The sequence below is a fragment of the Solibacillus sp. FSL R7-0668 genome (assembly GCF_038006205.1).
Classification (GTDB): Bacteria; Bacillota; Bacilli; order Bacillales_A; family Planococcaceae; genus Solibacillus.
Window position 1 is genome coordinate 250001 of the sequence record NZ_JBBOUU010000001.1, and the last position, 14212, is coordinate 264212.

Here is a 14212-nt window from a genome sequence, read left to right on the forward strand (position 1 = left end):
GGCTCCACCAATTTGTTCTTTGAAAACTGGATAAAACGACATTGATAAGTAATAAACAAACATAGATCAAGAAATTGATCGTGCAAGTTCTTAAATCGTATCTTTTATAAGATATGTAGTAACTAATTAAGGATTTCAAGACACAAGTAGTTCTAGGAAGCAATTGAGTGAAGGAAGGAGCGTACCTATGTACGTGACTGAATGAACAAATGCAGCTGACGACGAAATACGCCGTGTATTGGAAGCCAACGGTTAAGTTAATAAGGGCGCACGGTGGATGCCTTGGCACTAGGAGTCGATGAAGGACGGCACTAACACCGATATGCCTCGGGGAGCTGTAAGTAAGCTTTGATCCGGGGATTTCCGAATGGGGGAACCCACTATCTTTAATCGGATAGTATCTACACGTGAATACATAGCGTGATGAGGACAGACGCAGGGAACTGAAACATCTAAGTACCTGCAGGAACAGAAAGAAAATTCGATTCCCTGAGTAGCGGCGAGCGAAACGGGAAGAGCCCAAACCAAAGAGCTTGCTCTTTGGGGTTGTAGGACACTCTATACGGAGTTACAAAAGAATGATTTAGGCGAAGCGACTTGGAAAGGTCCGCAAGAGAAGGTAACAGCCCTGTAGCCAAAAAGTCATTCCCTCCAGAGTGGATCCTGAGTACGGCGGAACACGTGAAATTCCGTCGGAATCCGGGAGGACCATCTCCCAAGGCTAAATACTACCTAGTGACCGATAGTGAACCAGTACCGTGAGGGAAAGGTGAAAAGCACCCCGGAAGGGGAGTGAAATAGAACCTGAAACCGTGTGCCTACAAGTAGTTAGAGCCCGTTAATGGGTGATAGCGTGCCTTTTGTAGAATGAACCGGCGAGTTACGATTACGTGCGAGGTTAAGTTGAGAAGACGGAGCCGCAGCGAAAGCGAGTCTGAATAGGGCGAATTAGTATGTAGTCGTAGACCCGAAACCAGGTGATCTACCCATGTCCAGGATGAAGGTGAGGTAACACTTACTGGAGGTCCGAACCCACGTACGTTGAAAAGTGCGGGGATGAGGTGTGGGTAGCGGAGAAATTCCAATCGAACTTGGAGATAGCTGGTTCTCTCCGAAATAGCTTTAGGGCTAGCCTCGTGATGAAGAATACCGGAGGTAGAGCACTGTTTGGACTAGGGGGGCATCTCGCTTTACCGAATTCAGACAAACTCCGAATGCCGGATATTTATACACGGGAGTCAGACTGCGAGTGATAAGATCCGTAGTCAAGAGGGAAACAGCCCAGACCACCAGCTAAGGTCCCAAAGTAATCGTTAAGTGGAAAAGGATGTGGCGTTGCTTAGACAACCAGGATGTTGGCTTAGAAGCAGCCATCATTTAAAGAGTGCGTAATAGCTCACTGGTCGAGTGACGCTGCGCCGAAAATGTATCGGGGCTAAACGATTCACCGAAGCTGTGGATGCATACCGTTGGTATGCGTGGTAGGAGAGCGTTCTAAGGGCGTTGAAGTCAGACCGGAAGGACTGGTGGAGCGCTTAGAAGTGAGAATGCCGGTATGAGTAGCGAAACATGGGTGAGAATCCCATGCACCGTATGACTAAGGTTTCCTGAGGAAGGCTCGTCCGCTCAGGGTTAGTCGGGACCTAAGCCGAGGCCGATAGGCGTAGGCGATGGACAACAGGTTGATATTCCTGTACTACCTCCCCACCGTTTGAGAAATGGGGGGACGCAGTAGGGTAGGGTAAGCAGAGCGTTGGTTGTCTCTGTTCAAGCAGTAAGGTGTGTGCGTAGGCAAATCCGCGTACTGTAACATTGAGCTGTGATGACGACTCCGTATGGAGGAAGTTCCTGATCTCACACTGCCAAGAAAAGCCTCTATCGAGGTGGGAGGTACCCGTACCGCAAACCGACACAGGTAGTCGAGGAGAGAATCCTAAGGTGTGCGAGAGAACTCTCGTTAAGGAACTCGGCAAAATGACCCCGTAACTTCGGGAGAAGGGGTGCTCTTGAGCGTGCAAGCGCACGAGAGCCGCAGTGAATAGGCCCAGGCGACTGTTTAGCAAAAACACAGGTCTCTGCAAAACCGTAAGGTGACGTATAGGGGCTGACGCCTGCCCGGTGCTGGAAGGTTAAGAGGAGTGGTTAGCGCAAGCGAAGCTGCGAATTGAAGCCCCAGTAAACGGCGGCCGTAACTATAACGGTCCTAAGGTAGCGAAATTCCTTGTCGGGTAAGTTCCGACCCGCACGAAAGGCGTAACGATCTGGGCACTGTCTCAACGAGAGACTCGGTGAAATTATAGTACCTGTGAAGATGCAGGTTACCCGCGACAGGACGGAAAGACCCCGTGGAGCTTTACTGTAGCTTGATATTGAATTTTGGTACAACTTGTACAGGATAGGTAGGAGCCAGAGATCTCGGAGCGCCAGCTTCGAAGGAGGCGTCGGTGGGATACTACCCTGGTTGTATTGAACTTCTAACCCATGCCCCTTAGCGGGGTAGGAGACAGTGTCAGGCGGACAGTTTGACTGGGGCGGTCGCCTCCTAAAAGGTAACGGAGGCGCCCAAAGGTTCCCTCAGAATGGTTGGAAATCATTCGCAGAGTGTAAAGGCATAAGGGAGCTTGACTGCGAGACCTACAAGTCGAGCAGGGTCGAAAGACGGGCTTAGTGATCCGGTGGTTCCGCATGGAAGGGCCATCGCTCAACGGATAAAAGCTACCCCGGGGATAACAGGCTTATCTCCCCCAAGAGTCCACATCGACGGGGAGGTTTGGCACCTCGATGTCGGCTCATCGCATCCTGGGGCTGTAGTCGGTCCCAAGGGTTGGGCTGTTCGCCCATTAAAGCGGTACGCGAGCTGGGTTCAGAACGTCGTGAGACAGTTCGGTCCCTATCCGTCGTGGGCGTAGGAAATTTGAGAGGAGCTGTCCTTAGTACGAGAGGACCGGGATGGACACACCGCTGGTGTACCAGTTGTCTTGCCAAAGGCATCGCTGGGTAGCTATGTGTGGACGGGATAAGTGCTGAAAGCATCTAAGCATGAAGCCCCCCTCAAGATGAGATTTCCCATTACGCAAGTAAGTAAGACCCCTGAAAGACGATCAGGTAGATAGGTTCGAGGTGGAAGTGTGGCGACACATGTAGCTGACGAATACTAATCGGTCGAGGACTTAACCACATGTTTACGAACATCAATGAAACGTTTATCCAGTTTTGAAAGAATGATTCTTTCAAATAATCTAGTGATGATGGCAAAGAGGTCACACCCGTTCCCATACCGAACACGGAAGTTAAGCTCTTTAGCGCCGATGGTAGTTGGGGGTTTCCCCCTGTGAGAGTAGGACGTCGCTAGGTTATTTACCCAGGAGGATTAGCTCAGCTGGGAGAGCACCTGCCTTACAAGCAGGGGGTCGGCGGTTCGAGCCCGTCATCCTCCACCATATCTAAAATGCCGGTGTAGCTCAGTTGGTAGAGCAACTGACTTGTAATCAGTAGGTCGAGGGTTCGACTCCTTTCGCCGGCACCATTTTAGAGAGCCATTAGCTCAGTTGGTAGAGCATCTGACTTTTAATCAGAGGGTCGAAGGTTCGAGTCCTTCATGGCTCACCAGTTTTATAAATTTACATACTGTCAGAATATAAATTCTAAGCATTTTGCGGAAGTAGTTCAGTGGTAGAACACCACCTTGCCAAGGTGGGGGTCGCGAGTTCGAACCTCGTCTTCCGCTCCAAAATGCCGGGGTGGCGGAACTGGCAGACGCACAGGACTTAAAATCCTGCGGTGAGTGATCACCGTGCCGGTTCGATTCCGGCCCTCGGCACCATTTTAAAAATAACAACAAGTAGTTTTAGCGCCCGTAGCTCAATTGGATAGAGCGTTTGACTACGGATCAAAAGGTTATGGGTTCGACTCCTGTCGGGCGCGCCATATATATTTTTAAAATGACAGATCGGAATGTAGCTCAGCTTGGTAGAGCACTTGGTTTGGGACCAAGGGGTCGTAGGTTCGAATCCTGTCATTCCGACCATTATAATGGGGCCTTAGCTCAGCTGGGAGAGCGCCTGCCTTGCACGCAGGAGGTCAGCGGTTCGATCCCGCTAGGCTCCACCATATATTTTATTTTCCCTTTGGAGGTATACCCAAGTTCGGCTGAAGGGATCGGTCTTGAAAACCGACAGGCGGGTAACACCGCGCGGGGGTTCGAATCCCTCTACCTCCTCCATTTAATTTTATAAGTAGTAACTAATATGTTGGTCCCGTGGTGTAGCGGTTAACATGCCTGCCTGTCACGCAGGAGATCGCCGGTTCGATCCCGGTCGGGACCGCCATTTTTTTGTGGGTTTGTAGCTCAGTTGGTAGAGCATTAGATTGAAGCTCTAAGTGTCGGCGGTTCGATTCCGTCCAAACCCACCATAGTATGGGCCTATAGCTCAGCTGGTTAGAGCGCACGCCTGATAAGCGTGAGGTCGATGGTTCGAGTCCATTTAGGCCCACCATAGTATGTTTCCGAAGTAGCTCAGTTGGTAGAGCATCCGGCTGTTAATCGGCAGGTCGCAGGTTCGAGTCCTGCCTTCGGAGCCATTGGCCCGTTGGTCAAGCGGTTAAGACACCGCCCTTTCACGGCGGTAACACGGGTTCGAATCCCGTACGGGTCATACATTAAAAGAAAAACACATCGCTAATGCGATGTGTTTTTTTGATGTTAAGAAAATTAAAAATAGGTTCAAATTGAAATGATTATGTGATTTTTTGGTATTCGAAAATATGCGCGCTAATTCGCAAACAAAACCAAAAATTTACAAATATCCACAAACCAAGAGCAAGATAGTTCTAGCTCGCTCAATATACATAGAAACGGATAAGGTGCTAATGATCTGCACAGATTTATGCAAAAACACCAACACCTCGTTCACTTCATTCATCCTCTAAAAATAATTAAGAAAAAAGTTAGTTCGTTTCAAGTGTTAAGGTACCATTAAAGTTTGTCCCTTTATCACGACCACCTTCACAATAAAATTCAGTTGTTTTAATAGAATTTACCCCGACTTTTTCAAATTCAATGACACAGCGTGTGCCTTCAGATGTTTTGTTGAGGCGTGCTTTTTTATCTGAGACGATTGTTGCTACGCCTTCAACAGTACCCGAATTCCAACCATCGTATGTGTAATACATGACATTAAAGCTGGATTTGGAACTGTCCGTAATTGATAAGATACGGCCACGTGAATCGAGATCCCCCTTTCCATAGCTGTAGAAATAAGTGTATTCGCCATTCCACGTTTTGCTTGGTTTGTTGTTTCCTTCAGTAGACCAATTGGAGCCTTTTCTTAGTGATTTGTCGAGCATATTGCGGGCTAAGTTTGCGCGCTTATTGAGTGCGTATTGCTCTGTGTTTTCAAAGCTTTGGTCGGCTTCAGGGGAAATATAGAAAAAGCTTTTTGCTTGTAGCTTGTGAAAGAAAACGACCAGCTGTGCACGCGTTAAATTATTCGTAGTACCGAAATAACGCTGGAGATTGGTGTTTTCATACTTCGGGTTTTGTCCCGAGGTGATGTGATAGTCCAATAAAAATTGTATGGATGCATTTAGTGTTGTATCACCGTTGAGCATGTACGCAAGGGCTTGGGCGACTGTTCCGCGAGTGATGGCTGCGTTTCGTATTTGATTATCGAAATAGCCATTTAGCGGGACTTGATAGGTAGCGAGCGTATTATAAATGGCATCGGAGGCAATGGGCTTTTTGGAAAATTTATCGAGCTCCTCTGCAGTAGGTTCTAAATCAAAATAATTGGCGAATATTTGGGCAAATTGCTGCTCGGTTACGGCCTGATTGGGACGAAATGTGCCATCAGGATAGCCGTTGATAATATCAAATTCATACGCCCACTGAATGGCTTCGGAGGCGTAATGGCTCTTCGGGATGTCTTTAAATAGTTGTTTTGCTTCGGCTTTATCGGCTGGCAGTGTCAAGCTACCGAGGCAAAGAATCGCACAAAAAATCGCGATAAAATAACGTTTCACAACTGTTCCTCCTCTATGCTTGGTTTTATTTTACAGTATCATGTATCGTTTGTTCCTGCAAATCGAGTGAGTTTGGGGTGATGTATTGGATAGCGATTGCTAAAAGCTTCTATTTTCTTAGTTCTTTGTCTATTATTGTTCTAAATTATGGGATGTTTGCCGATATAATAAGTAATATAATTTTGTATATAGAGAGAAATGAGAAGGAGTTGTGTCATACATGAACCAATCGAAAAAAATCTTAGCAGCACTGGTTGCGGTGCCGGCTAGTGTTGTTGTGGCTGATGGGGCGATGGCGGCTGAGGAGACGGTTAGTTTTGCTAAATCTCTAGACGGCTTATTAATAGCCCTTGAAGATAAAGAAAATGAAGAAGCGGATGCAAAAGATAAAGCCGCAGCAGAAGAAGTAACAAGATTAATAGCAGAATTATCTAATGAATCAACGGCAGTAGAAATTATCGCAGCACGTACAGCATATGACGCATTATCAGAAGCTGCGAAAAAATACATTTCGAAAAGTACGTTAGAAGCGTTAGTTTATTATGAAACGCGCATCGAAGAACTTACTGAAATCGCCAAAAAAGAAGCGGCTGTCGTTCAAGACCGCATCGACCGCATTACAAGCAGCTACACAGAGGCACAAGTTAAAAATATTCGGATCGCGTATAATGCCTTAAGTCAATTGGCGAAGGAATACGTAACGAATTTACAGAAATTAATCGATGCTGAAAACAAAATCATTTATGACAATACCGTTGTGAAGCAGGCCAAGCTCGATGCCAATGCATTCGATGTGTACATGAATGACATTACCCGCAATTCAACGCAGGCTGAAATTGCGAAGGCACGTGCGTATTACAATAACTTATCTACTGAGGCAAAGAAACATGTTACTACGTACGAAAAGCTTGTGCGATTAGAGACGATGTGGAAAGATCCGAAATATATTGATTTGGTGTATACGTATTACCCGGACTACATTCATGACATCAAGCCTGGCGGGATCGTTATTGAAAAACCGAAATACGATTCCATTTATATCCCAGATGATTCGGAGACAGACTCGTCATCGTCTTCATACACACCATCAACGGACTGGACAACCTATGAAACAATGAAATATCAAAATGGACGTTATACCGCGTCGATTACGACAACACAGGCACAAAGTATTAAGGACCGCAGCAAAATCTTAAAGGCTGATGACATCGAAATCGTCATTCCATCGGCTGATTTATATGCGGCAACAGCAACAGTGGGTGTGACAGTAAATGTCACGAACAATCAGTTGAACATTCAATTTAAACAAGGCAAGCAGGCAAAAACGTTTTCAGAATATGTAGAAATCCATGTGCCATTTAACGTATTGAATGGCAATGCTTCACAAATTATTGAACGAGTAGCCGAATCGAGTTCATCAGCTTCCTTTAAAATAGAGGGTTCAAGCTTTATTATTCGAACAAAAACAAGCGGAACATTTAAAGCAACAGCAGCGCCTGCCTATAGCGACCTTCCGAATAATGCACAAGGTACAGCGATGCGTGAATTAGCGAAACGAGGCATTTTATTTGAGGCCAAACCGCGATTATCGCAAAGCTATAAGCAAGTGACGAAATTTGAAGCGGCGTCCATGATGGCGACAGCACTAGGTTTATCGAGCGCTAGTAAGTCGAGCTATCAAGACGTTAAAAATGAACGAGACCTTCAACAGGTACAGGGCTTATTAGAAGCTGGGATTATGAGTGGCTTCACTTCTTCGTACTTCAATGGTGAAGGGGCTGTAACTAAGCAGGAAGCAGCCATTATGATTGCCAATATGTATCGTTACTTAAATCGAGATGTCTCAAGAGCATACAGCGGATTCCCATCGAGCTTTAAGGATATTACGTATTTATCGCTAGAGGCACGTCAAAGCATCGCCATTTTAGAGCTATTCGGCGTTGTCAATGCGGCGGATTCCTTTGGACCAACGAAGGAATTAACACGCGGTGAGTTTGCTGAGCTATTCTACAACGCACTGAAAGCCATTGATTATTTATAAAATCTTGAACTCTTAATCTAGGGTGAAATATGCGTCTATGATCTTTAAGATCATAGGCGTTTTCCACGTTAAATGATCAAACTTCAAACGCATGAACGAAAAAATGCGCTATAATAAACAACTAGAGAAATGAGGCACAAAAGGAGCGTGCATATGGAATATTTATCGATGATTTTCTTCAAGATCGTTGCACCGATTTTAGTGCTGCTCGTTGTTGGAGCAATCTTGCAGCGGAAGTTTCAATTTAATTTGAAGGCACTGTCTCAGCTGATTACCTATTGCTTTATGCCAGCAGCGGTCTTTATTAATATTTACGAAACCTCCGTTGAACTTAGTGTAGTCGGACAAATTACGGCATTTATCGTGCTCTTTATTGGCTCACAAATGCTCCTAAGTCAGCTATTAGCCAAGCTGATGAAGCTGGATAAAAAAGAGGGAGCGGTGTTTAAAAATAGTGTCGTTCTAATCAACTCAGGGAATTACGGCATTCCCGTTGCGCAAATGATTTTTGCCACGCAGCCCATCGGAGTAGCCATTCAGGTCATACTCGTTATCTTTCAAAATATGACGACGTATACATATGGTTTGTACAATTTGATCTCTTCAACAAAATCAGGATTAGCTATTTTACGAGATTTTTTAAAAATGCCCATTGTCCATGCGCTTGTTCTGGGGGCATTGTTGAACTTTTTCAATGTGCCCATTCCAGAAACCTTCAGCATTCCGATGCATCATATTGCAGACGGTTTTGTGGCAGTCGCTTTGATTACATTGGGGGCACAGCTATCAACAATTGAAATGCGTACAATGTTTAATAAAACGATTTTTGTCAGCTGCTTTACCCGCTTAGTCATTGGTCCGGCAGTGGCATTGCTCATTATTTTTGCTATGGGGTTAGATGGTGTGGTCGCACAATCCTTATTTATTGCGAGTGCGTTCCCAACGTCGCGCAATAGCTCGAGTCTGGCATTAGAGTACGATATTGAATCGGCAACAGCCGCACAAACGGTATTATTTTCAACCATTATTAGCTGCTTGACCGTAACGGTTGTAATTTATGTTTCTACTATATTATTCGTTTAAAGCACGGTTTGGGGAATCATTCCCAGCACGTGCTTTTTTTCTATTTTCAAATTTAATACAAATCTGATTTTAAATGTGTAGAAATAAAAAAATTAATATATTCCTATTTTTCATGTAATTCGATAGTCTATATTTTGTACTTTATGAATTATTTTCGCTGTTTTATGTTGAAAAATAATACATTTTGAAACATAATGATAGTGATAGTAACGCTATCATTTAGCGAAGGGAGCGAATACAAAATGACAAATATTCAATGGGAAAAAGAAGTTGACGTGATCGTTCTAGGTACAGGTGGGGCTGCATTATCAGCGGCAGTAGCAGCGGCTGACAATGGTGCATCGGTATTAGTGTTAGAAAAAACACATCAAATCGGTGGAACAACTGCTTATTCTGGTGGGGTTCCTTGGGTGCCAAATAACCACTATATGAAAGAAGCGGGGTATGAGGACAATCGTGAAGATGCGATTAACTATATTAAACGATTAACATTAGGGCGCGCAGAAGATCATATGATTGAGCGCTTTGTCGATAAAGGGCCAGAAGTTTTCCAAGCGTTACACGACAAAACACCATTACGCTTTGAAACACCAAAAGGCTATCCAGAATACTACAGAAATTTACCAGAAGCTTTACAAAATGGGACACGCTCTTTAGATCCAAGACCATTTGACTTAAATGAAATTGGCGATTGGGGTATGCATTTACGCCAAAACCCAATTTTCCCACCGCTAACATTAGCAGAGGGTGGCGCAGTTGGTGGCATTGACTTCCAAATGATTGCAGAGCGTATGCAAAACAATATCGTAACGATGGGTCGTTCTTTAATCGCATCACTATTTAAAGGCTGCTTAGACCGCGGTGTGGAAACATTATTAAACACAGCTGGTAAGGAGCTTGTCCTTGGCGACAATAAAGAAATCATCGGCGTGATTGCAGAAACTGCTGATGGCGAAACAAAATACTTCAAAGCGAATAAAGGGGTTATTTTAGCTTCGGGTGGTTTCGAATGGAATAAGCAATTAACGAAAGCATTCTTAAAAATGGACATTACGCACCCAGTTTCTCCTCCAGGTAACGAAGGAGATGCGCTTATGATGGCGATGAAAGCTGGCGCGGCGTTAGATAATATGAGTGAAGCATGGTGGTACCCAGCAATGGTTGACCCAACATTCGAATACGAAGATAAAGTAATGGCACAGCTTGGTGGCGGACGTATGGGACCAAACTCAATCGTCGTGAACAAGTATGGTCGTCGCTTCGTACATGAGGGCACAACTTACAATGACATGCCACGTGCGATGGCAAACTATGACCCAGTTGCGGTAGACTTCCCGAACAAAGGGCCAGTTTGGATGATTTTTGACCAACAATTAAAAGACCGTGAATTAATCATTACCATGACACCGGGTGATCCAGCTCCAGAGTGGGTAGATCAAGCATCAACAATCCGTGAATTAGCGGAAAAAATCGGTGTAAATGCAGATAATTTAGAAGATGAAGTTGCAAAGTGGAATAGCTATGCAGCTCAAAAAGAAGACCCAGACTTCCACCGTGGCACAGTTCAATTTGAAAACTTAACAGGTGGCGGCGGTAGCCCAGAAGCAAATATCGGCACAATTGAAAAAGGTCCATTCTACGCATTACCAATTTACGCAGGTGCATTAGGAACAAATGGCGGACCAAAAATCGATGAAAATGGACAAGTAGTCAACTTTGCGGGTGAGCCAATTAAAGGCTTATATGCAGCTGGAAACGCTTCAGCAAATCCACTTGGCCCAATTTATCCAAGCGCAGGCGGAACAATCGGACCAGGTATGGTATTCGGTTATTTAGCAGGCGAACACGCAGCAAAATCAAACTAAGAGGTGACGGAAAATGCCAGCAGGAACACATTCAGTAGCAGTACCGCTAGATATCAACACAATTTGGGAATTCGTAAAAGATATGAATAACTGGGCACCACTTGTACCAGGCTATATCGAGCACGAAATTATTAATGAAAACGAATCAACTTGGGCTTTCAAAGGCGATTTAGGCTTCATGAAAAAAACAGTAAAGCTTAAAATTGATATTAGAGAGTGGAATGAGCCATCAGGCGTTATATTCGACTTAACAGGAATGTCTGATAACTTTAAAGGCGGCGGCTACTTCAAAGCCGAAGCGATTAGCGATACGGAAACAACAATGACAGGGAACTTAGATATCACTGCAGGTGGTATGATGGGTCCAATGATCAATCAAATTTTAGTGAAATTCGTACCACAAACAGCGGAAGAATTAACAGACGCGATTGTAGCGAAATTAATTGAAGTAAATAAAGTCGAAATTTAATCGTTAAGCTTGAAACCCCTACAACGAGTGTACTAGTCGTTGTAGGGGTTTTATTTATGTATCTAATTGCAAATAATTTAAGATCATCTTTTTCACGTCAAGTAATTGTTCTTTCGTCGGACTTGTGATGATTTCATAAGGCATGAAGCTTGTAAATGCCTGCTTTTTTACGGCAATCCCAAATAAATTCATCATCGTCTGAGCCGTTATATGAGCAGCTGGCGCAAGTGTAATCGAACCATCCTCTTGTCCTTGTAGCAATGCCAAATGAATGCAGCGATTAACCTGCATATAGGCATTTCGAATATCCGTAATCAAGGCCTCATCGATCGGATTATACGTGGCATAGTACTCAAAATTCTCTAAAATCGTTACGGCTTCGCGGTTAGCAGAAAACAGATAATCAATATAGGCATTTAAAATGTCCTCCATTTTCTCAAAGCCCGTTTTATTTGAGCGCGTAATGGCTTCAAAGCGTGGCTGCATCTTTTCAATAATTTCAATAATAATTTCAATAATTAATAATTCCTTCTTCGGAAAATAACGAAATAATGTGGCGACACCAACATGAGCTTCATCGGCAATTTTTTGCATTGTTGTGCGCTCGAAGCCATGTTCAGTAAATAGCTTTTTGGCCGCTTGAAGCATTTGCTGGCGTTTTAGTTGTTTTGCATGCAAAAAAATCCCCCCAATAGTGTTCCTTTCATCATACAGAAAACAACTAAAATATGGAATGGTACAAATGAAAAAACCGCAAGCGCTATAATAGTAGCACTTGCGGTGAATAAGCCATGATCGGGTAGCGATTAATAAACGCTACTACTGTTTTTGTATGGGTTTGAAAGATCCATACCTTCTAATGATAGCCCCATTGCTTTTGCGACACCTTCACCATATGCTGGATCAGCTAAGTAGCAGTGTAAGATATGGCGACGTTTGATGAATTCCTCTACACCATTCATTTCAGCAGCTGTTGTTTCGAATAAACGTTGTTGCTGCTCCGGCGTTTGAAGACGGAATAATTTCCCGGGCTGTTCAAAGTAGTTATCATCATCTTGACGGTAATCATAGATGTCAGCTGGGCCATCAAGCGCTAATGCAGGGTCTTTGTATTGAGATTGTCCTTGTAATGCACCGTAGCTATTTGGATAATACGTAACTGCTGAACCGCGGTTACCATCCGCACGACCAGCACCATCACGATGATAAACCATGAATGGGCATTTTGGTGTGTTAACTGGAATTTGGTGGTGATTCACACCTAAACGGTAACGAGTCGCATCTTGGTAAGCGAATAAACGCGCTTGTAACATGCGGTCTGGTGAGAATGAGATACCAGGTACCACATTAGATGGCGCGAATGCCGCTTGCTCAACATCAGCGAAGTAGTTCTCTGGGTTGCGGTTTAATTCGAATTCACCTACTTCGATTAATGGGAATTCAGATTTGAACCAAACCTTAGTTAAATCGAATGGATCGTCTCTGTGATTACGTGCTTGCTCTTCTGTCATCACTTGGATGTACATTTTCCATTTCGGGAAATCGCCCTTTTCGATTGCTTCGAATAAATCACGTTGAGAAGATTCGCGGTCTTTTCCGATTACTTCTGATGCTTCTGCACCTGTTAAGTTTTCGATGCCTTGCTGTGTGCGGAAGTGGAATTTTACATAAACGCGCTCGCCGGCAGCATTGATCATTGAATATGTGTGAGAGCCGAAGCCGTGCATTTTGCGGTAGCCATTTGGAATCCCGCGGTCAGACATAACAATTGTTACTTGGTGTAATGCCTCAGGTAATGAAGTCCAGAAATCCCAGTTAGAGTTGGCGTTGTGCATATTCGTTTTAGGATCACGCTTTACAACGTGGTTTAAGTCTGGGAAGTGTAATGGGTCTCGGAAGAAGAATACAGGCGTGTTATTCCCAACCATATCCCAGTTCCCTTCTTCAGTGTAGAATTTTAAAGAGAAGCCACGGATATCGCGCTCAGCATCCGCCGCACCACGCTCACCAGCTACTGTAGAAAAGCGGGCGAACATGTCTGTTTTCTTCCCAACCTCTGAGAAAATCGCTGCTTTTGAATACTTTGTAATATCATGCGTCACCGTAAATGTACCGAATGCGCCAGAACCTTTTGCGTGCATACGACGCTCAGGAATCACTTCACGGTTGAAGTTTGCTAATTTCTCAATTAAAAATACATCTTGTAATAAAACTGGACCACGACGGCCAGCTGTTTGTACATCATCATTTGATACGACTGGAGCACCAGTAATCGTTGTTAAACGTTCATTTGTCATAAGTAAGTTTCCCCCTAAATAAAATTAATTTTGAAAAACTCTTCGTAAACAATCATAACAAATCTAAATCATAATTGCTACCACATTATAATAATTCTTTTTAAGGAATTTTTATATTAAGATAGTAATTATATATTATAGTGCTTATTTGCGCGTTTAATCTAGTTATAAAACGCCAATTTTACTAATACCCGTAGTATTTATCTCGTAAACCTTTTGATTAGCCACATTATTTTTATTTTAAAAGGACAGTAAATTATAGAATATTGAATGACTTATCGAGGTTTCTACTATACTGATAATGAAAATAGATGAGGATAATTGAAAATGTCATGTCCAATTTTTGGTTGAATCCGTATCTTTTCTGTGACAACTGTTGAAAGCGGGAGAGTTATTCGGTTCTATCCTATATAATGATGGGCGAGTATATCGTGAG

The 14212-nt window shown here is 43.8% G+C and carries 7 protein-coding genes, 15 tRNA genes and 2 rRNA genes (1 of these 24 only partly in view); 21 read left to right on the plus strand and 3 right to left on the minus strand.

Going from position 1 to position 14212, the window contains the following annotated elements:
• The 17 genes from MKX47_RS01205 to MKX47_RS01285 form a co-directional block, all read left to right on the plus strand.
• A tRNA-Ala gene (locus MKX47_RS01205) sits at positions 1 to 10 on the plus strand (it extends 66 nt beyond the left edge of the window).
• 240 nt (positions 11 to 250) lie between these two features.
• Positions 251 to 3178, plus strand: a 23S ribosomal RNA gene (locus tag MKX47_RS01210).
• 60 nt (positions 3179 to 3238) lie between these two features.
• Positions 3239 to 3354: ribosomal RNA gene (gene rrf / locus MKX47_RS01215) — 5S ribosomal RNA — on the plus strand.
• 10 nt (positions 3355 to 3364) lie between these two features.
• A tRNA-Val gene (locus tag MKX47_RS01220) sits at positions 3365 to 3440 on the plus strand.
• A 10-nt stretch (positions 3441 to 3450) separates the two neighbouring features.
• Positions 3451 to 3526, plus strand: a tRNA-Thr gene (locus tag MKX47_RS01225).
• A 7-nt stretch (positions 3527 to 3533) separates the two neighbouring features.
• Positions 3534 to 3609, plus strand: a tRNA-Lys gene (locus MKX47_RS01230).
• Between the two features lie 46 nt (positions 3610 to 3655).
• Positions 3656 to 3730 (plus strand) — tRNA-Gly (locus tag MKX47_RS01235).
• Positions 3731 to 3734: 4 nt separating this feature from the next.
• Positions 3735 to 3823: transfer RNA gene (locus tag MKX47_RS01240), tRNA-Leu, on the plus strand.
• 27 nt (positions 3824 to 3850) lie between these two features.
• A tRNA-Arg gene (locus MKX47_RS01245) sits at positions 3851 to 3927 on the plus strand.
• A gap of 23 nt (positions 3928 to 3950) precedes the next feature.
• A tRNA-Pro gene (locus MKX47_RS01250) sits at positions 3951 to 4027 on the plus strand.
• A gap of 7 nt (positions 4028 to 4034) precedes the next feature.
• A tRNA-Ala gene (locus tag MKX47_RS01255) sits at positions 4035 to 4110 on the plus strand.
• A gap of 19 nt (positions 4111 to 4129) precedes the next feature.
• Positions 4130 to 4222, plus strand: a tRNA-Ser gene (locus tag MKX47_RS01260).
• 30 nt (positions 4223 to 4252) lie between these two features.
• Positions 4253 to 4328: transfer RNA gene (locus MKX47_RS01265), tRNA-Asp, on the plus strand.
• A gap of 9 nt (positions 4329 to 4337) precedes the next feature.
• A tRNA-Phe gene (locus tag MKX47_RS01270) sits at positions 4338 to 4413 on the plus strand.
• 6 nt (positions 4414 to 4419) lie between these two features.
• Positions 4420 to 4496 (plus strand) — tRNA-Ile (locus MKX47_RS01275).
• 9 nt (positions 4497 to 4505) lie between these two features.
• Positions 4506 to 4581: transfer RNA gene (locus MKX47_RS01280), tRNA-Asn, on the plus strand.
• Between the two features lie 2 nt (positions 4582 to 4583).
• Positions 4584 to 4655 (plus strand) — tRNA-Glu (locus MKX47_RS01285).
• A gap of 292 nt (positions 4656 to 4947) precedes the next feature.
• Here the strand turns inward: MKX47_RS01285 and MKX47_RS01290 are convergent.
• Positions 4948 to 6021, minus strand: a complete 1074-nt coding sequence (locus MKX47_RS01290; protein ID WP_340770242.1) for an S-layer homology domain-containing protein — start codon at positions 6019 to 6021, stop codon at positions 4948 to 4950.
• A 220-nt stretch (positions 6022 to 6241) separates the two neighbouring features.
• On the opposite strand from MKX47_RS01290, the gene MKX47_RS01295 reads away from it, so the two are divergent.
• The 4 genes from MKX47_RS01295 to MKX47_RS01310 all read left to right on the plus strand — a co-directional run bounded on the left by MKX47_RS01295 (position 6242) and on the right by MKX47_RS01310 (position 11479).
• A complete protein-coding gene (locus MKX47_RS01295; RefSeq protein WP_340770243.1) occupies positions 6242 to 8062 on the plus strand; it encodes an S-layer homology domain-containing protein in 1821 nt (606 codons plus the stop codon).
• A 153-nt stretch (positions 8063 to 8215) separates the two neighbouring features.
• Positions 8216 to 9145 carry an AEC family transporter gene (locus MKX47_RS01300; protein WP_340770246.1) on the plus strand — a complete coding sequence of 310 codons (930 nt, stop codon included), beginning with the start codon at positions 8216 to 8218 and terminating at the stop codon, positions 9143 to 9145.
• Between the two features lie 242 nt (positions 9146 to 9387).
• On the plus strand, positions 9388 to 11010 hold the full coding sequence (locus MKX47_RS01305) for an FAD-binding protein (protein WP_340770249.1): 1623 nt from the start codon (positions 9388 to 9390) through the stop codon (positions 11008 to 11010).
• Positions 11011 to 11023: 13 nt separating this feature from the next.
• Entirely contained in the window at positions 11024 to 11479 is a 456-nt protein-coding gene (locus tag MKX47_RS01310) for a CoxG family protein (RefSeq protein WP_340770251.1), read from the plus strand.
• A gap of 54 nt (positions 11480 to 11533) precedes the next feature.
• On the opposite strand, the gene MKX47_RS01315 is transcribed toward MKX47_RS01310, so the two are convergent.
• Positions 11534 to 12157: a TetR/AcrR family transcriptional regulator gene (locus tag MKX47_RS01315; protein ID WP_340770253.1), complete on the minus strand. Its 624-nt coding sequence runs from the start codon at positions 12155 to 12157 to the stop codon at positions 11534 to 11536.
• Positions 12158 to 12285: 128 nt separating this feature from the next.
• Positions 12286 to 13776, minus strand: a complete 1491-nt coding sequence (locus MKX47_RS01320; RefSeq protein WP_340770256.1) for a catalase — start codon at positions 13774 to 13776, stop codon at positions 12286 to 12288.
• Between the last annotated feature and the right edge of the window lie 436 nt (positions 13777 to 14212).

Coding starts and splice junctions, on each gene's coding strand:
- MKX47_RS01320 (WP_340770256.1), bottom strand. CDS start 13,776: ATGACAAATGAACGTTTAACAACGATTACTGGTGCTCCAGTCGTATCA.
- MKX47_RS01300 (WP_340770246.1), top strand. CDS start 8,216: ATGGAATATTTATCGATGATTTTCTTCAAGATCGTTGCACCGATTTTA.
- MKX47_RS01295 (WP_340770243.1), top strand. CDS start 6,242: ATGAACCAATCGAAAAAAATCTTAGCAGCACTGGTTGCGGTGCCGGCT.
- MKX47_RS01305 (WP_340770249.1), top strand. CDS start 9,388: ATGACAAATATTCAATGGGAAAAAGAAGTTGACGTGATCGTTCTAGGT.
- MKX47_RS01310 (WP_340770251.1), top strand. CDS start 11,024: ATGCCAGCAGGAACACATTCAGTAGCAGTACCGCTAGATATCAACACA.